The following is a 16,836-nucleotide window of genomic DNA, read 5'->3' on the forward strand; positions in this document are numbered from 1 at the left end:
TTTCAACGTCATTGCGAGGAGCTAAGCGACGCAGCAATCTCAGGAATTTTATACTACTTAATGAGATTGCCGCGTCGGCACTATGTGCCTCCTCGCAATGACGATTTTTAGTGGGTAGCCCATTTAATCTTTTTTAAATCAATTCCCTCTTGCATCATTTCCCAAAGAGGACTTAATTCCCTTAATTTATCGATTTTTGAGCATATTAAATCTACTGCGTAATCAACTTCCTGCTCGGTAGTAAATCTACCTATGCCGAACCTAATCGAAGTATGGGCAAGCTCTTCACCTATTCCCATGGAACGTAAAACATATGACGGCTCTAAAGAGGCAGAAGTACAAGCAGAACCGGAAGAAACCGCTAAATCTTTAATGGCAAGGATAATTGATTCTCCCTCTACTCCGGCAAAGCTTAGATTTAGATTGCCTTTATATCTTTGATCTTTATCACCGTTTAAATAAACTTCCGAAATTTGACTATGTATATTATTTAAAAATCTGTCGAATAAGTAATTTACATGCTTAGTATCTTTTTCCATCTCACTATACGCTATTTCAGCAGCCATGCCAAGCCCTACGATTAAAGGAGTCGGTAGCGTACCCGAACGCATACCTCTCTCCTGTCCACCACCGTTTATGAGTGGCTTAACACGCACACGAGGTTTTTTCCTTACATATAACGCCCCTATTCCTTTCGGACCGTAAATTTTATGCCCTGAGATACTAGCAAGATCAATATTAAACTCGTTAACATCAATTGGAATTTTACCGAATCCTTGAGCAATATCGGAATGAAAAAAAACACCTCTTTCACGGCAAATTTTCCCGATTTCCTTTAAAGGCTGAACAACACCTATTTCATTATTAACCGCCATAACTGAAACTAACATAGTCTGATCAGTAATGGCATTTTTTAGAGTTTCTAAATCGATTATTCCATTTGGTTTAATTGGTAAGTATGTGATTTTTATACCTTCTTGCTCTAAATACCTGCAAGCATCAAGTACACATTTATGTTCACTGACTATAGTAATAATGTGATTCTTTTTATTGCCGTAAAATTTTGCTATTCCCTTTATTGCAAGGTTATTGGATTCGGTTGCACCAGAGGTAAAAATAATTTCTTTAGTATCTGCCCCTATTAACCTTGCTACTCTACTCCTTGCCTCTTCAACGGCGTTTTCTGCTTCCCAGCCGAAAGAATGGCTACGTGAATGAGGATTCCCGAACTTGGTAGTAAAATATGGCAACATTGCCTCCATTACTCTTGGATCAAGCGGCGTTGTTGCCTGATAATCCATATATATAGGTAGGTTTGGATTGTTTAATTGTGGGTTCATATGGTTATAAATGTTAAATAGTTTGTTTTTCGTCATTGCGAGAAGAATTACGTAGTAATTCGACGAAGCAATCTCAGTAGTATTATTTCATGAGATTGCCACGCAGCCTACGGCTGCTCGCAATGACGTTTTGGGTATCCACGCAACAATGCCCGTTCGCAATGACGAGTTGGAAAGTTCATGTATCATAAACCTCCTCAAAAGCCTCTATAAAAGCCTTTATATCACTTACCGTATTAGTATGGCTTAAAGATATCCTAATCGAAGATTTGGCCTCTTTTTCACTCATACCCATATTGGTTAATACATGCGATTTAGATATTTTTCCTGATGAGCAAGCAGAGCCAGAGCTTACGCAAATATTACGTAAATCAAAACCTATTAATTTCACTTGTGCATCTGTATTTTGTACAGTAAATAAAGTAGTATTAGGTAACCTAGCTACGTTATTACTAACAATATTTACGTTTGGATATTCTTTTAATTTTTTCTCTAATATTTCCTGTAAGCTTTTGATCTTTATATAATTCTCTATTATATTTTTTCTCATTAATTCAGCCGCTAAACCAAAACCTGCAATTGCTATAACATTCTCCGTACCTGAACGCACATTTTTTTCTTGCCCACCACCTATAATTATCGGAGTAAGCTGAAAGTGAGAAGTAGAAATTAAAGCAGCTCCTCCCTGTCCACCTCCTATTTTATGTCCTGAGATTGTAGCAAAATCTAATCCTAAATCTTTGATATATGTTGGTATTTTACTAAAAGCTTGCACTAAATCACTATGAAATTTTGTATTATATTTTTTAGCTATTTTACTTATTTCAAATATATTTTGCAGTACCCCGCTTTCATTATTAGCCATCATTATAGATACTAATTTTTTTGTAGCACTACTTTGTGACAATAATTCTTCTAGATGCTCTAGATCAAGCAAACCTTGATTATCAACTTTTATAACTTTAATATTTGGAGCATGCTTTATATGGTTATAGATCGATAAATGTTCAATAGCCGATATGAAAATATCACCGTCATAAAAATTTTTCATTATTAAATTATTACTCTCCGTTCCGGATGAAGTAAAAGTAATATTATATTCCCTAGAGGACGCCTCAAGAGCTGCAGCTAATTGAAAACGTGCTTCTTCTATAACATTCCTAGCAAATACACCTGATCTATGTATTGATGAAGGGTTAAGCTCCTTGTCCATCAAACTTATTATGAATTCCTTAACTCTAGGATTGATAGAAGTAGTAGCACTGTGGTCTAAATATATCATATATTTAAATAATACTTAGCTCAAAAGCATCTTTAATTGAGATATTTTCAAAATAATCTCTAATATGCTTACCAAGACCTTTCCATAATTTATGCGAATTACATTTTATTGTATCAGGTACACAAGTTTTAACTGACTTCTTATAGCAAGTAGTCATTATAAAATTTTCGTTAACAGCATCCATAATATCGGAAATTTTTATTTCTTCTAGGTTACCTATTAAAACATATCCACCTTTTGAGCCTCTAATAGCCTTAACTAGATCAGCTTTTTTAAGTTTAGAAAATATCTGCTCTAAATAGTTAAGCGATATATTTTGGTTTACGGAAATTTCATTCAAAGTGACCGGTTCAGCACTTGATTTTGCAGCCATTTCAAGTATTGCCATTACGGCATATCTTCCTTTCGTCGTCAGCATCATATAACCAACCTATTAAAACTTAAAATTGTTTTATATCTACAATACCCAAGTAATTTAGTCAAGTATATAATTATATCATTTAATAAAAAATTAGCTTGTTAATATAAACTAAAATTTAATTGCGTAGAATCTGTTAGAAGTGAGAAAGAAAGAGAGAATATTATAAATAAGCGATTAATACAGCATTAACTAGGGATACTGTTGCATGGTTCGGTTTTCTATTGTCATCCTAAGCTCACTTGTAGCGGGATCCAGTTAAAAATACTAAAATTATTAGTATTTTTTATTGTTTTTATGGACCTAGTTAGCAAGCGAACTAGGTGACACAGTAGGTTTTACCGGTCTACGCAACAATGCCTCGCGGGAATGACATCATTATTTACCCACGCCCTCTATTTGTTATTCTATTTCTAGCTTTAGGTTTTGAAGAAGCAGCAATATTTTTTAAATTAGCTTGATAATTTTTAATTTTTTCTACTCTATTTTCTCTTAGTTTTTCATGCTTGGTTTTAGCACTTTTTCCAAAACCTACTTTGGTTTCCATATCTTTTATAAAATCAGTAACAAATATTCGTGGATGTCCTTGAATATCGATTTGACAATTTTTATCTAAAGCACCGGGCATAGTTTCTTGTATTTTTTTTACAGCACGGTACATATCTAAAGCTTCAGGTTGATAATGACCGCTATTATTACTAAGATAATCAATTTTTCCTCTATCATTTATACCTATAACTCCTGCTGCTTCCGCAGGCTTTCCGCTTAAAAATGAACCATGAACAAGATTTTTAGTATTTGGCAAATATTGATTTTTATGAGTACCCATATAAATTACTTCATCCTTTCCCATTACAAATGCTTGAACATTATTCATGCTTTTACTTTCTTTACCAATAGTAGAAGCTACTTTACCGTTAGAATCAAGTAATTTCTGAGAGGAAGTATCATAGAATAGTCGATGATTTTTTTGTTCCTCAGATCCCATACGCAATATTTCAAATTCATGCCCATCCCATATTTGTTTACCTTGAGCTATTTCTTGAAGATGATGTTCCGCAAGTTTTGGATTTGGATGAACTACTTTAACTCTTACAGAATCTACTATAGTATCGTTTAATTTTCCTAACTCATGTTCCGGTATTAAAGCAGCCCTAAATTTATTTATTAATCTATTCCAATTATCTCTAGCTCTAGTTTTTGGATCTCTAAAAGGTGTATTAATATTTCTTCCGGCGTCTCCGACTAAATAAACTTTATTATCTTTTTGGACTAAGTTGTCTTTGTATAAAGGCTCTCCTTCTTGATTTATAAGTTGACCTTTTCTTTCAATAGCTGCTAATTGACCATCCTTATAAAGGATAATTTTTTCATTATTTAATCCAAGCTTTGAATTAATTTGTATTTTCCTTGATGATTTAAATTACCAATACCGATACCATCAATATCGGCAATTTGAATATCTCTATTTTTATCAACAAATTTTCTAATTTCTTCGGGATTATTAATAAATTGACCGTTATCCTTTAATATTCCTTGTATATCACCGGTAGTATAAGTAAATTCTTCTTTGATTGTTTTTGTATCCTTTATAAGACCTACTGCAACGAAAATTTGTTGAAAGAAATTTAGATTTCTCTTTACTTCAACATTTTTTACTCCAGTAGCTTCTCTTTCATGAATTACCAATTGATCCGGCTTTAAGTAGCCGCCTTTATCATAAATATTAATTACTCTTCCTCTTATAAGATCTACTTCTGTTGCTTCTTTATCTTGCGAAAATTCCTTAACTTGCGCCTCTTCTGCAAACCTTACTTTCTTTTTTTCTTTACCCATTTAAATTACCTAAATTTATAAACAAATAATTTTAGGTTTCATTTTAACAATAAAAACTTTTATTTTTTTAATAATAGGATATTTTTTTAGTAAATTGAGGATTTAAAATCACAAAATTATAAAAAAGGTGATGATATTGGTATTAAGAGATTTACTCAGAAAGGTAAAAATCGTAAACTTATTGATCCTAAAAGTGAACAATATTTAGAACCAGATAGAGCATTAAATAGTGGTGAAGGAGTACACAGTCCTAGTCATTGGAAACTATATGATAAAGGAGAAAAACTAATAGGAACAATGACTAAAGAAGGAAAGTTTTATAAATATTCCCCTACATACAAGAAATGATAATATAGAATGGTTAAAGCAGTTTTACAAAGAGATAAGAATAAAATATATAAGTTATTCGGCAGGATGGATTTTTTTCAAGATGAGGAAGAAGATATTAAAACTCTCAAAAAAAAATATGACATAAAACGTATTTCAGTTTTTGATCACTGGCTTAATGATGAAGAATATCTTAATGCTATTATGAATTATTCAGAAAAATTTAGAGATATAAATGTAGAAAAGCAATATACAAACTATGAACAGTTGTTTTTGAATTTTTACTCATATTTATATAATAACACAATAGTATATGGTCGGTTATATTGTAATAGATCAAGAGGCGGATTTGTTACTTTTGATACAGAGCAAGAATATTTATCACATGTTTTGTTAAGCATTAGAGAACAACTATTTTTAGAAATTGTTTTACCAGAGTATAGGGTAGTTATTGACGGTAATTATGATTTGACACACATACTGCTTACTAAAAAAGATTATCTTGAAGGATTAGAAGCAATAAGCAAAATAGCAAAAGCTCATGGTCTTTATATTTTGTAATAGATAAGAATAGTCTTAGTTATAATAACGAACCAAAACCAATATATGATGCAGCTTCATCATTAAGAAACAACCACTATAGCCTTGGTATGTTAGGTGCAGGTTCGTTTATTATATAATAACCGATTTTTCTTATATATAACTCGACAGGCTCTTGTTAATTTGCCAAATAGTGACAAATACTAAACAAGTTGTAAACATTTGTAGTAGCTGTAATAATATGCTTAATTCCGGTATTAATATAATAATAACCGGTTGTAATATTATTGGGACTCCGCTTGAAAACATTACTAACCTTATAGAAGTTTGTATTGAAGTTTTAGTAGTAAGTAAATTAGCTAAGCTATATACTAACAAAACTATAATACTTCTCTCTAATAAGAATGTTACAAACCAAAATAATATAATAGCCGGCATACCGAAATAAATAAATAAATTTGGTGCATATAATAAATTATCAGCAAAATATTTTTTTATTATTTCAGGAGTTAAAATTACTTCATTTTGTTTGAATATCTCAGAATAGTTAACGGTACTTGGGAAATTTTTCTTAGTATTGGCTACAATTGAATTTATCTTCAGCTTATTCTCTTCAAGTACAAACGGTATTTTGCTTTTTTCTTTGTTAGAAACTTGATTTTTTGTATCAATGACAACTATTTTATTGTTATTCTTGCTATATAAATATATAGGCTCTACTTCTTCAACTGAAATTTTTGAATTATTATATTTAATTTCCGGTAATTGATTGATAATATATTCAATATTGTCTGTAACTTTTGATGATTGTATTCCGTTAAAATAATCTTTTAAAGTTATTATGTAATTTAATATAAAAATACAATAAATTATTGATGGGATAAAAGATAAGGTAAATAAATATCTTATTCCATACCCTTGATAGTTTTTATATACGTCTTTATAAAACTCTATAGAGCTAATTGATAAACGTAATTGACGGAGTAAGGCATTTAATCCTCCTAATATAAATGATAATAAATACATGTATAAGTAATTTATTTAAGTTTCTCACCCTCTTCCTTCTTTAATCCGGTTGAGGTTAGCTATTAAGTCAGTTCTTGCACAGGCTTTGATTAAATTTTTGGCTATATTAATTATGATTTAAGTATTTTTTCTATTTCTATTATATCATTTTGACCAAATTTGGTCAAAGTGTAGAATAAAATTAACTCTATTTTGTATGCCATTATAAAACACTAAAGGATATATGAAAGGAAATTTTTTGTTTTTTATTACTTTTATATGATATTCATAAATATTTAACATATACCTAAATAACCGAAAAGCCATATAATAGTGTGTGACACGAGGTTGTATCAAAGAGATGAATCTAAGGGTACGAAAAAGAGCTACCCTGACAATGTGATGAAATACCGTTAAGCATAGGGAAAATCTTGTGAGAGTAATTCCTTTCTGATAATCATGATAAAGATATTTGATCCTTATGCACGATTCTTAGGAGATGGACAATTGCTGCTTACCTGATTTTGCATTTATTGGGTATCAGAAGAGATTAACATTACACAATATTACTATATTCACCCTTTTCATCCTGCACGTAAAGATCATTTTTTTTATTCAATATATCATCACGGTTTGTATATAAAGATTCGATAAATAAAGTAGAGTCCTTTAAAGCTAGTTGCACGGCTAAATTATCCATGTCATGTCTTTTTAAAGCTTTAGGACTTACAAGTTCTTTAACCTTATTAAATGTTTTTTGTACATAAGCTCGAAATTGCGAGGAATAAGAATTTGATATATGTATTTCTTGCATTTTTTGGGGATTTATTATTTCGTTTTTACGTTCTTGGGTTTTATTAATAGCTATTTTCTTTAAGTTATCGTCTAAATCTTCCATTCCAATTGTATTGCGAATAATATCGTTTATACTAATTACTCTATTTTCCTCTTTTCTCTTACGCCTTGCTGCTAATATACTGCAAACACCCTCTAAGAAACTTTTTATTGTTAAATCCAAACTTTTTGCAAATAATTTAATTATAGCTTCCTCCTCTATAGTATTTTTTTTAAACATCTTAGCCTCAGCAATTTGAAAATCTAGTATAATATTTCTTGTGGTACAATAAAAAGTGTAATAATAATTGTAAAACAAGATGTTTTCCTGTTTTAGTTTTTCAACTTCTCTGAAAATTTCTGCTTTTTGTATTGTTCTACTGTCTTTTAGTATTTTATTATGGCTATCTATCTTAATTTCATGGGCCTCTAATCTTTTATTTGCACCGACATCTAGTAATTTAAAATTACTGGTTTTCAACCTTATTTTTGCACCTTGAATTATTTCGGTTGCAAACTTTAGCTTACTAATATGTTTAAATATTTGTTTTTCTTCTTCAGGCTTAAGCTTTTCATTCTTAATAAAGCAACTAAATTGTTCTTGGGATTCTAATTCGTTAAATAGTTGCCCTCTTAGTTCTTTGTTAATTTCTGCTGGATAAATAGTGGCCATTTTCTTTAAATTATCCTCGCCAAATTTATATATTAGATGTTCACCGAAAATACTTCTCTTTTCTAACAACATTACGAACTTATCTTTATTATCACCCGCATAAGATAAAAGATATTTTTCAGTAGAAAGTTTGGTATTTTCATTTGTAATACTACTTATGTAATTAATATCACTTGCCGCTATTTTAAGAGCTAAACCTTTGTTCAGGAATAAAGGTTTATGCGTTTTATATTGTTCTGCTAACGGATCATCTGTTTCCGTAAGTAATTTAGTTGCAAACTCTTCTAAACTTACTATCTTGCTTGCTGAATTATCGGTTTTAAATATTTTATAGTTTCTATCTTCAAATATTATCTTACCTTCTATTTCTGGCTCTTTACTAACCGATACCGTAAAAGTAAAATTATATTTCTTTATACAGCTCAAAATAAACTTACTTTCCGATTCGTTTATAACTCAACCTTTTAATATGCTTTGACATATTTTTTTTAAAAATATTCGTGTTTCGCTTATATTCGGTAATTCGTTAAAGCATCGATTAAACCATTCTATTACTTCAGGATTTTTACCTTTCTCATATTCTTGAGTAAGGTGGTGGGTTATTTTGTGTAGAGTGAGGGTTGTGTCTGTGTGTAGTGTTTCATAAGGGGCATCGATTTTAGATAAGTAAATTATATTTAATAATTCGTTAATATACACATACTTTTTATTAAGCGGGAATGTATCTAATATTTCAATTAAGCCTTGAGCAGCACAATAATTAGTCTCAAGACCATATTCAAGACTAGTAAGTATTTCTTTTAATATCTTGAGTACTTTTCCTAGTATGTTAAAATTTATTTTTACTATATTTACCATATTGTCAATAACGAGAGATATAAAAAAATCATCATCGCTGGTCATAAACATCTCTTTAGAAATAAAAAAGGCTTCTGTCGTTAAACTTGGCATCATTTTTACTATTTCAGGCAATTTATCAATAATGTGCAATAATTGAGATTTAATCTTACATTTAGTAAAATAAGATAAATATTAAATGGAGGATTAGAGATGAATCTAAATCAAAAAATAATAAAGCCAAAAATAGGATTACTAGAATTAGCTAAGAGTCTTGGTAGTATATCGTCCGCCTGTAAAGCAATGGGATACAGCAGGGACAGTTATTATAGGTTCAAAGAGCTATATGAAACTGGTGGAGAAGAATGGTATGGACCTCCCTATATACGGAATCAATAATAATGTATTATTGTTCTAGAATAGGAAATTAATCCTAGGCAACAACAAGGAGGTCCAAATGGAAGTTACCACAATTGGCATAGATATTGCAAAAAGAATTTTTCAAATTCATGGATTAGATAAAAATGGCAAAGCAATATTAAAGAAAAAATTGATGAGAGATCAGGTGTTGAGTTATATAGCTAACTTACCAAAATGTTTAGTAGGTATGGAGGCTTGCGGCGGAGCTAACTATTGGGCAAGAGAAATAACAAAATTAGGTCATGAGGTTAAACTAATAGCACCACAATTTGTAAAACCATATGTTAAAACTAATAAAAACGATCAGGCAGATAGCGAAGCAATTTGTGAAGCAGTAACAAGACCGAATATGAGATATGTACCGATAAAAAGTGTAGGACAACAAGATATTTTGTCGATTCACAGGATAAGAGCAAGGTTGGTAAAAAATCGTACTGCACTTGCCAATGAGATAAGAGGATTACTAAATGAATTTGGTTTTACTATTCCTCAGGGTATAAATAAAGTTACTGCTAAATTAACAGAAGTTTTAGATAGTGGCGGTTTAAGCCCAATAAGCTATACAACATTCATCGAGTTAAAAGAAGAATTTATAGATAATGATAAAAAAATAATAGAGCTAGAAAAGCGATTAAAAATATTAGCAACAGAGTTAGAACAATATAAACGTTTAACATCTATACCCGGTATAGGTTTAATTACTGCTACAGCATTGATAGCTTCAATAGGTAATGCAAAATATTTTAATAATGGTAGACAATTATCAGCATGGCTTGGTTTAGTGCCAAAACAACATTCGAGTGGAGGTAAAGAGAGGTTACTTAGTATAAGCAAGAGAGGCGATACTTATTTACGTACTTTATTGATTCAAGGAGCAAGAGCGGTATTAAATGCTAAGCTAAGGTTTACAACTGAAGCACAAAAAAACAAAAAGGATTTTACTAGATTTACCCAGTGGATGTATAATTTATCGGAGCGATGCGGGCATAATAAAACTACCGTTGCTGTAGCAAATAAATTGGCACGAATAGTATTCGCAGTATTATGTACCGGCAATGATTACAACGAAACTAAAGTTTGTAGTTAATTAAGGTAATAATATATTGTTGAATTGCCAATATTAACTGAATAAATTAGATAATAATATATGTAAAAATTCCAATCCGAAATATGCGTGAGAGATAATATTGATGGTGAATAAGACAAACCTTAACCTACGAAAAAACTGATTAACGCACAGGCTCTATAGAAGCCGTCGAAGTGATAAGTAAAAGTTTGTAGGCAAACGAATTCCATCAGGGCTATACGGTAAATATACAAGTAAGGTAATTTATCAATTATAAGTTGGATACATGACTGCATTTGCTTTTTAGCTATTAAATGTTATTTTTTTTTTGCATTATTAGGGAGGTCCATACATGCTTTAAGTGTAGAGGTCAAGATTTAATCTTACAAGCACTATAAAAATTATATCTGAATGTCTGATAAGTTATGACTGTCAGATGAGTATTTAAGATATAAGATTTCATTATTCTTTTCAACAGCTAACTTCTTACTATCCTTGAAGGTCTGCATAGGATTTTTACCATAACAATATTTCCCAGAATGAGGTCTTTAATTATTATAATGTTCTAACCAAATATCAAGGTCAAGTTGTAGATCATCAAGATCAGTATAAATCTTTTTACGCATAGCCATATCAAATAATTCTTGCTTCATAGTTTTATTAAAACGTTCACACATACCATTTGTTTGAGGAGAATATGCTTTAGTAGTGTTATGTTCAATGCCCTCAATGCTTAAGAACAATTCAAAAGCATGATGTTCTATATTTCCTTTATATTCACCACCTCTATCAGTTAGAATACGAAGCACTGGTATTTGCTGACTCTCATACCACGGCAGTACTCTATCATTAAGCATGTCAGCAGCGGTAAGAGCTGTTTTATCAGTATATAATTTAGCATCTGCGACCCTAGTATAGCTATCAATAAATACCTGAGAATATACCTTGCCTATACCTTTAAAATTACCTACATAATATGTATCTTGGCATCCTAGATAACCTGGATGCTGTGTATCAATCTCACCATGGGCTTCTTTTTCGCTACGCCGTTTCTCTAATACTTGTAACTGAGCTTCGGTAAGAACAATACCATCTTGAGCCATCTTTGCTTCTAATGCTTTAAGTCTTTTATTGATATTATTTAAATCATTTACGTAGCCAAATCGATCTAACTCCTCCAGGTGATACAAGAATACCAGTCTTTTTAAGCTTATTTGATACTCTCATCTGACCATAAGCTGGGTATTCTATTGCCATATCTAATACTGCTCTCTCTACTGCTGGTTCAACTCTATTTGCTATAATTGGCTTCTTCCTGCTAATCTCATATAACGCCTCTTCTCCACCAGTTTCATATAGCTCTTTGAACCTATAATAACTGTCACTGCTGTATCCCATTGCTTTACAGGCGGACGATATACTACCAAGACTCTTAGCTAATTCTAGTAATCCTATTTTTGGCTTTATTATTTTTTGATTTAGATTCATCTCTAATCCTCCATTTAATATTTATCTTATTTTACTAAATGTAAGATTAAATCTCAATTATTGTAAGTAAGTATCGTTTTAAGTGCAGCAATAGTGCGGCAATCTTTTTTGATTAAACTCTCAACACATGAGGTAAATAGTATCTCAATACTATTTTGCCAAAACTGATCATTGCCGCCTCCTGTACTTCGTCTATCAAAAGAAAAAAGAACTTTAGCAAATTTCTCAAGTCTTGGATCTACCTCACCTATTGCTACATTAGACGTGGCATCTTGCCAAAAGTCCCATGAATGAGAACGGGCATCTAATGGATTGAATATGATATCGCCTCTATTTGGATCATAATATCGCTCTATCATCTCTCCGGTCTGATCTACTATGATAGCTGGATGTTTTGCCGTCCTGACTTGAGGCAGCAATGTATTAATTAGATTAGTTTTACCGCTACCAGTGCTACCTGTAACTAAGAAATGTCTAGTTTCCGTGTTCTTGATTAAAGGCATGTCGCCTATGCGAAACTTACCTATTAAATTATGTTTTTTAAGATATTTTCTGACTTCTGAGACGGTTTTAATGGTGCTACCGCTGATATGCTTTGTTGCTCTTGCAGTTTTTCCAAACTTGCTCCATATCATAAACACTAGAAGCACCAGCAAGACTGTACCACCTGCTGCAAGTGAAAGGGTGCTTGCTATATAATCTTTAAGCATCATATATGATTGCTTGTATTTTGGCGTATTAAGTATAGTTGTGAATTTAACATTACGCAACGCTCTATCTACAGATAGATCATATATATCTATTCTTGGCTCACGCTTCTGTGAATCTTCAGATATTTTAGGTGTAATATCCCAAATGAACTCTACAAAAGATGCTCGCATATATGTTTTTGCTGCAAACATATTAATTACTCTGTATTGCGGCGAGCTTAAAAAAATAACTAACAAAGCTGCGAGAACAAAAGACCAAAATGATGACACCCCAATAACCTGCCTAAACATCCTTACTTTATGGATGAATATTTGTCCGCCTCTGGTGTAATCATCTAACATTTTTGTACCTATTTTCTAACTATCTGCAAATTCTATAAGCTTTTGATAATTGAAATTATCAGCTTCTTTTAGTGCCTCTATATATAGTTTTCTAACTATACCATCTTGCGTTAGTGAACCCTTACCCCAACTAAATCGTGGTTGATTATTACTAATTGCTACAAAATCTGCAAATAATCTCGAGAACCTTCCGTTACCATTGGGAAAAGGATGAATGAACACTAACCTATGATGTAATATTACAGAGATCTCTCGTATGGAATACACATTGTGATTGTTCCAATAACACACATCTCCAAACAGCTTTTTTAATTCCTGTCCGATATATACACTATGTACACCTATATTCGTCTGTGTTTTCCTGAATTCACCAGCCCATTTCCAAGTTTGATCAAACATCTTGTGATGAAGCTTTTGAGCAAATTCTAATGAATATATATCCTGCTGTTTTCGTCTAAAAAGCCACTGTTCCGCCTGTACAATATTAAATTGCTCCCATTCATTTAATTCATGTTGAGTTGTTAAATGTCTAGGTATTAGATTATTCACCTCATCAGCATTTAAAGGAGTCGCCCCTTCTGCATAATCAAATCTCATTGCCAAATGTCTTTTATATTATTTTTTAGTACTTCTTCTTTAAGCATTTCTTTTTGCTTTTTCTGCATATCATCAACTACTTTCTGATCTTCGAGTAACATGGAATGAGATATAGAATGTAATTGATTTGTAATATATTGTTCTGCTTGCTCATCTATTGCAGTTAACAAGTCTTGTTGCGGGACTAAGGCATATACCACTCTACAACCTAGCCCCTCTGCTACCTTCTCTAAAGTGCTTAATGTCACGTGTTTTAACGTTTCATCTTTTTCTATACGCAAAATTCTTGGTCTGCTCAGATTACTTCTTTTTGCTAATTGTAACGCTGTCATCCCCATTGCTTGCCTTATTGTTTTAATCCACCCTTCTGCCGGTATAGTTATATTATCAAAAGGCTTTAATTGCTGTTTTAGTTGTTCACACATTAATTTCCTAAATGACCATTTCCATTTCATATCAACCTTACTTTAAGTGTAATATATTTATTATACTTTTTCATAAGAAAAGCAATGTATATATTACTATCCATTTTAATTTTGTTTTAACCATGATACTAATACAGCTTTTGAGTATTTACGGTGATGTTCATCCTTTGCAGAATGATAGTACCTCACTGCCTTCTGCCAACTTTGATGTTTGACGTGTAATGATTTAAGTAGCTGTGCTCTGCGTACATGATATTTTGCAAGGGATTGAGCATATGATCTAAATCTTGATCAAACTCCTTAGAATGCCATCGCCAGTTAATCTGCATTACCCCTATATCAATATTAGTGATGCCTTTGGCTAAATACGCCCTGATAATTTGTTTTGCTTCTTCTTTAGAACTTGCTTTAATAGATTTACCGGACACACCAATTGCATAAGGTTTTAAACCTGACTCAACGCTTGCAATAGCAGCAAGTAAACCGCTTGGAATTTTATACTCCTTTTCTATTTTTTGTATTAGCTGTGGCATATCAGATGCAAAACAAACCTGAGTGCCTAAAGTAATCAAAAAATACACTAAAAAGTACCATATTAATTTGCACGTACGTATGAAATAAGGTAAGATATATGTATGAAATTTAACTTTTAGGTATGATATGAAAAAGGATAATTTTTGGAATCTTGTTTTTTGGGTTGGTATGTCTGCTGGAACTGTAGTATCGTTCTTTCTTGCTCCTAAAGCTAACTCAGAACAAGGTTTTTCATACTTGGCACTTGCAGTGTTCTTAAGCACATTAATTGGAGTTCCGATATTAGTACGATCATTTTCCAAGGTTACCTTTGTTAAGGAAAATATTTTTGTAAATAGCGAAGGTCGGGAGTTAAAAGTACCAAAAGATCTTCCTATGGCTTTTTTTGTTATTGTTGGTACAGTTGGCTCAATGATTTTAGCTGGGCTTTTGCTCTATAAGTATAAGGTATCCCACTTTATAGTTCCTTTTATTATGATTCCATTATTATTCGGTATTCCTACTTTATTTTTCATATTTAAAAACTGTCCTATTTCTATTTTATTCAATCGTAAAGTTTGGTCTGTCATGGCAAAAGTAAATAGAAGACTTAATAACTTTAATCACTTTCATAATGCTACTTCTCAGACTACTAGCTCTAGTAACTTCTCTAGTTCTAATTGGCAAACTGATCCATCTTGCAATCTTTATGCAGGTAATATTTATAACCGTCATCGTTAATGTTGCTCTTGCATATTATCATCACCCTTTATCCTCGTTTTTACTAACGGAATCCATCAAAGCCTGTGCTTCAACTTTATCGAAAGGTTTGTGTGGGTCCGTATATTGAGCAACTACTTATTGCTCTTTAGACTCATATTGCTTTGTATTGCGACTATCTAGATTATGACTGGATGGTCTACCTACTCCATTTACAAGAACAGTTCCTGCTCCTTTACCAATTCTATCCTCTTCATATTGATTAATTTGCAGCTGTTTTGTATATTGTTGATCACTTATGTATTGATGAGAATCATCATATTGACTAAGGTTACCATGGTATCTTGTATCATGCTGGGCTTTAAGATTATCTCCTTGAGTTGTTATTTCTCCGCTTATCACTTCTGCATCTGTTTTAATACCATGATCTCTTGCAAATTCATCTCTTTTGCTGCCAATATTATTATCTAGCTGGTGATTTTGAACGAAATTATCTACATTATTAGAACTTGCTATATTACTGCCCGCTCCTTGAATCTCTTGTAAATTTCTTTGTGCTGCAGCACCGCTGATGTCTCTAAAGATCTCTCTTGCCCTATACGTTCCTGCTGCTACTTCTCTTTGTGCATCTATTGCTGCTCCTCCATACCTATTTTGATAAGCATTTAATACATCTTGATACATATCTTTATCAAAGTTAGCTGAGTTACTACGTGTATGACTAATTCCTTGATTATGACTATCTATGTTGTTTTTATGCGTGCTTATGGAATTTTCTAGTCTTTGTGCTTGTTGATAAGATTCTCTTATTGAATCTTGTGTATTTTTATCAACTCCTAAACTTTCTAAGAAGCTCTCGGTATTATTAGTACGCTCAGATGTACCTTGTTTTGCAATAGCAGAGGTATCACCTGAGATAGTTTTAGAACTATCTTCAGACTGCCTGCTGTTATTAATAGCCGATAATTCACCCCCAGCTGTTGCTTGAGCAGAAAATATATCCGCCGTTAATGCACTTGGTATTCCAGCACTTTCTTGTGCTTGTGTATAGGCTTTAGCATTCTGCTCCCAACCATAATTATTAGAGCTGTCTAACTTATCGATCTCTTGTAATGTTTTCTGTAATTCCTTACCATAATCAGTAGAAGTATCAATGTTATAACCAGTACCAGTTTTGGTATTTTGCATAATAGAGTGTAATGCCGAAGCTTCTTGAGCAACCAATTGTTCTTTTACCGTCGACAAACTGGCTTGCTCTCCTGACATTAATTGCTGCTCTTTTCTGATGCCTGCCTCATGACTTGCAATTATGCCTTCACCTGCAATATAACGTGCTTCACCAGTAGAAGAAGTTTGACCACTACCACCTGAGAATACTTGCTCACCTGATTGCGTAATGAGCTCTCCAGTACCATCTGCATATTGACCTCTATTAGTCCCATCAAAATACTGCATACTAGTAT

Annotated in this window: 17 protein-coding genes and 3 pseudogenes; 4 read left to right on the plus strand and 16 right to left on the minus strand. The window is 32.2% G+C overall.

Features of this window, described 5'->3' with window-relative positions; translation table 11 throughout:
* Positions 1-107: 107 nt before the first annotated feature.
* The 6 genes and pseudogenes from ACE38Q_RS03440 to ACE38Q_RS03465 form a co-directional block, all read right to left on the minus strand.
* Complete coding sequence (locus ACE38Q_RS03440; RefSeq protein WP_500190107.1) at positions 108-1,340, minus strand: IscS subfamily cysteine desulfurase; 1,233 nt, start codon at positions 1,338-1,340, stop codon at positions 108-110.
* A gap of 178 nt (positions 1,341-1,518) precedes the next feature.
* Entirely contained in the window at positions 1,519-2,622 is a 1,104-nt protein-coding gene (locus ACE38Q_RS03445) for a cysteine desulfurase family protein (protein WP_500190108.1), read from the minus strand.
* A 4-nt stretch (positions 2,623-2,626) separates the two neighbouring features.
* Positions 2,627-3,043 (minus strand): Rrf2 family transcriptional regulator, encoded by a 417-nt coding sequence (locus ACE38Q_RS03450; protein ID WP_500190109.1) that lies wholly within the window; start codon positions 3,041-3,043, stop codon positions 2,627-2,629.
* A 379-nt stretch (positions 3,044-3,422) separates the two neighbouring features.
* Positions 3,423-3,668 carry a hypothetical protein gene (locus tag ACE38Q_RS03455; RefSeq protein ID WP_500191247.1) on the minus strand — a complete coding sequence of 82 codons (246 nt, stop codon included), beginning with the start codon at positions 3,666-3,668 and terminating at the stop codon, positions 3,423-3,425.
* A 102-nt stretch (positions 3,669-3,770) separates the two neighbouring features.
* Positions 3,771-4,028 (minus strand): annotated as a pseudogene (locus ACE38Q_RS03460) (hypothetical protein); the annotation flags it as partial.
* A 389-nt stretch (positions 4,029-4,417) separates the two neighbouring features.
* A complete protein-coding gene (locus ACE38Q_RS03465; protein WP_500190110.1) occupies positions 4,418-4,876 on the minus strand; it encodes a hypothetical protein in 459 nt (152 codons plus the stop codon).
* Between the two features lie 357 nt (positions 4,877-5,233).
* Here ACE38Q_RS03465 and ACE38Q_RS03470 point away from each other — a divergent pair, with 357 nt between their 5' ends.
* On the plus strand, positions 5,234-5,764 hold the full coding sequence (locus ACE38Q_RS03470; RefSeq protein ID WP_500190111.1) for a hypothetical protein: 531 nt from the start codon (positions 5,234-5,236) through the stop codon (positions 5,762-5,764).
* A gap of 132 nt (positions 5,765-5,896) precedes the next feature.
* Here ACE38Q_RS03470 and ACE38Q_RS03475 read toward each other — a convergent pair whose 3' ends face one another.
* The 4 genes from ACE38Q_RS03475 to ACE38Q_RS03490 form a co-directional block, all read right to left on the minus strand.
* Positions 5,897-6,769 (minus strand): DUF1189 family protein, encoded by an 873-nt coding sequence (locus ACE38Q_RS03475; RefSeq protein ID WP_500190112.1) that lies wholly within the window; start codon positions 6,767-6,769, stop codon positions 5,897-5,899.
* A 144-nt stretch (positions 6,770-6,913) separates the two neighbouring features.
* Positions 6,914-7,075 carry an Rpn family recombination-promoting nuclease/putative transposase gene (locus ACE38Q_RS03480; RefSeq protein WP_371920387.1) on the minus strand — a complete coding sequence of 54 codons (162 nt, stop codon included), beginning with the start codon at positions 7,073-7,075 and terminating at the stop codon, positions 6,914-6,916.
* A 229-nt stretch (positions 7,076-7,304) separates the two neighbouring features.
* The gene (locus ACE38Q_RS03485) at positions 7,305-8,681 is read right to left on the minus strand and encodes a hypothetical protein (protein WP_500190113.1); all 1,377 of its coding nucleotides are present in this window, start codon (positions 8,679-8,681) and stop codon (positions 7,305-7,307) included.
* 30 nt (positions 8,682-8,711) lie between these two features.
* Positions 8,712-9,209 (minus strand): hypothetical protein, encoded by a 498-nt coding sequence (locus ACE38Q_RS03490; protein WP_500190114.1) that lies wholly within the window; start codon positions 9,207-9,209, stop codon positions 8,712-8,714.
* A 96-nt stretch (positions 9,210-9,305) separates the two neighbouring features.
* On the opposite strand from ACE38Q_RS03490, the pseudogene ACE38Q_RS03495 reads away from it, so the two are divergent.
* Both ACE38Q_RS03495 and ACE38Q_RS03500 read left to right on the plus strand, forming a co-directional pair.
* Positions 9,306-9,458 (plus strand): annotated as a pseudogene (locus tag ACE38Q_RS03495) (helix-turn-helix domain-containing protein); the annotation flags it as partial.
* A gap of 91 nt (positions 9,459-9,549) precedes the next feature.
* Positions 9,550-10,599 carry an IS110 family RNA-guided transposase gene (locus tag ACE38Q_RS03500; RefSeq protein ID WP_500190115.1) on the plus strand — a complete coding sequence of 350 codons (1,050 nt, stop codon included), beginning with the start codon at positions 9,550-9,552 and terminating at the stop codon, positions 10,597-10,599.
* Between the two features lie 380 nt (positions 10,600-10,979).
* On the opposite strand, the pseudogene ACE38Q_RS03505 reads toward ACE38Q_RS03500, so the two are convergent.
* From ACE38Q_RS03505 to ACE38Q_RS03525, 5 genes and pseudogenes are all read right to left on the minus strand, one after another.
* Positions 10,980-12,066: pseudogene (locus ACE38Q_RS03505) on the minus strand (IS481 family transposase).
* Between the two features lie 53 nt (positions 12,067-12,119).
* Positions 12,120-13,118, minus strand: coding sequence for a type IV secretion system DNA-binding domain-containing protein (locus ACE38Q_RS03510; protein WP_500190116.1), 999 nt, complete (start codon positions 13,116-13,118; stop codon positions 12,120-12,122).
* A gap of 15 nt (positions 13,119-13,133) precedes the next feature.
* Positions 13,134-13,715 carry a mobile mystery protein B gene (locus ACE38Q_RS03515; protein ID WP_500190117.1) on the minus strand — a complete coding sequence of 194 codons (582 nt, stop codon included), beginning with the start codon at positions 13,713-13,715 and terminating at the stop codon, positions 13,134-13,136.
* The gene (locus ACE38Q_RS03520; RefSeq protein WP_500190118.1) at positions 13,712-14,170 is read right to left on the minus strand and encodes a mobile mystery protein A; all 459 of its coding nucleotides are present in this window, start codon (positions 14,168-14,170) and stop codon (positions 13,712-13,714) included. The genes ACE38Q_RS03515 and ACE38Q_RS03520 overlap by 4 nt, the downstream gene beginning before the upstream one ends.
* A 155-nt stretch (positions 14,171-14,325) precedes the next feature.
* Positions 14,326-14,712 carry a transglycosylase SLT domain-containing protein gene (locus ACE38Q_RS03525; protein WP_500190119.1) on the minus strand — a complete coding sequence of 129 codons (387 nt, stop codon included), beginning with the start codon at positions 14,710-14,712 and terminating at the stop codon, positions 14,326-14,328.
* Between the two features lie 88 nt (positions 14,713-14,800).
* Here ACE38Q_RS03525 and ACE38Q_RS03530 point away from each other — a divergent pair, with 88 nt between their 5' ends.
* Entirely contained in the window at positions 14,801-15,394 is a 594-nt protein-coding gene (locus ACE38Q_RS03530; RefSeq protein WP_500190120.1) for a hypothetical protein, read from the plus strand.
* Between the two features lie 117 nt (positions 15,395-15,511).
* On the opposite strand, the gene ACE38Q_RS03535 is transcribed toward ACE38Q_RS03530, so the two are convergent.
* Complete coding sequence (locus ACE38Q_RS03535) at positions 15,512-16,828, minus strand: hypothetical protein (RefSeq protein WP_500190121.1); 1,317 nt, start codon at positions 16,826-16,828, stop codon at positions 15,512-15,514.
* Positions 16,829-16,836 lie beyond the last annotated feature (8 nt).

This window comes from Rickettsia endosymbiont of Thecocarcelia acutangulata (assembly GCF_964263195.1).
In the GTDB taxonomy this organism is placed as follows: Bacteria; Pseudomonadota; Alphaproteobacteria; order Rickettsiales; family Rickettsiaceae; genus Rickettsia; species Rickettsia felis.

Bases quoted from the DNA above. Each gene is read 5' to 3' on its own strand.
- ACE38Q_RS03440 (WP_500190107.1), bottom strand. From the start codon at position 1,340: ATGAACCCACAATTAAACAATCCAAACCTACCTATATATATGGATTAT.
- ACE38Q_RS03445 (WP_500190108.1), bottom strand. From the start codon at position 2,622: ATGATATATTTAGACCACAGTGCTACTACTTCTATCAATCCTAGAGTT.
- ACE38Q_RS03450 (WP_500190109.1), bottom strand. From the start codon at position 3,043: ATGATGCTGACGACGAAAGGAAGATATGCCGTAATGGCAATACTTGAA.
- ACE38Q_RS03455 (WP_500191247.1), bottom strand. From the start codon at position 3,668: ATGCCCGGTGCTTTAGATAAAAATTGTCAAATCGATATTCAAGGACAT.
- ACE38Q_RS03465 (WP_500190110.1), bottom strand. From the start codon at position 4,876: ATGGGTAAAGAAAAAAAGAAAGTAAGGTTTGCAGAAGAGGCGCAAGTT.
- ACE38Q_RS03470 (WP_500190111.1), top strand. From the start codon at position 5,234: ATGGTTAAAGCAGTTTTACAAAGAGATAAGAATAAAATATATAAGTTA.
- ACE38Q_RS03475 (WP_500190112.1), bottom strand. From the start codon at position 6,769: ATGTATTTATTATCATTTATATTAGGAGGATTAAATGCCTTACTCCGT.
- ACE38Q_RS03480 (WP_371920387.1), bottom strand. From the start codon at position 7,075: ATGGCTTTTCGGTTATTTAGGTATATGTTAAATATTTATGAATATCAT.
- ACE38Q_RS03490 (WP_500190114.1), bottom strand. From the start codon at position 9,209: ATGATGCCAAGTTTAACGACAGAAGCCTTTTTTATTTCTAAAGAGATG.
- ACE38Q_RS03500 (WP_500190115.1), top strand. From the start codon at position 9,550: ATGGAAGTTACCACAATTGGCATAGATATTGCAAAAAGAATTTTTCAA.
- ACE38Q_RS03510 (WP_500190116.1), bottom strand. From the start codon at position 13,118: ATGTTAGATGATTACACCAGAGGCGGACAAATATTCATCCATAAAGTA.
- ACE38Q_RS03515 (WP_500190117.1), bottom strand. From the start codon at position 13,715: ATGAGATTTGATTATGCAGAAGGGGCGACTCCTTTAAATGCTGATGAG.
- ACE38Q_RS03520 (WP_500190118.1), bottom strand. From the start codon at position 14,170: ATGAAATGGAAATGGTCATTTAGGAAATTAATGTGTGAACAACTAAAA.
- ACE38Q_RS03530 (WP_500190120.1), top strand. From the start codon at position 14,801: ATGAAAAAGGATAATTTTTGGAATCTTGTTTTTTGGGTTGGTATGTCT.
- ACE38Q_RS03535 (WP_500190121.1), bottom strand. From the start codon at position 16,828: ATGCAGTATTTTGATGGGACTAATAGAGGTCAATATGCAGATGGTACT.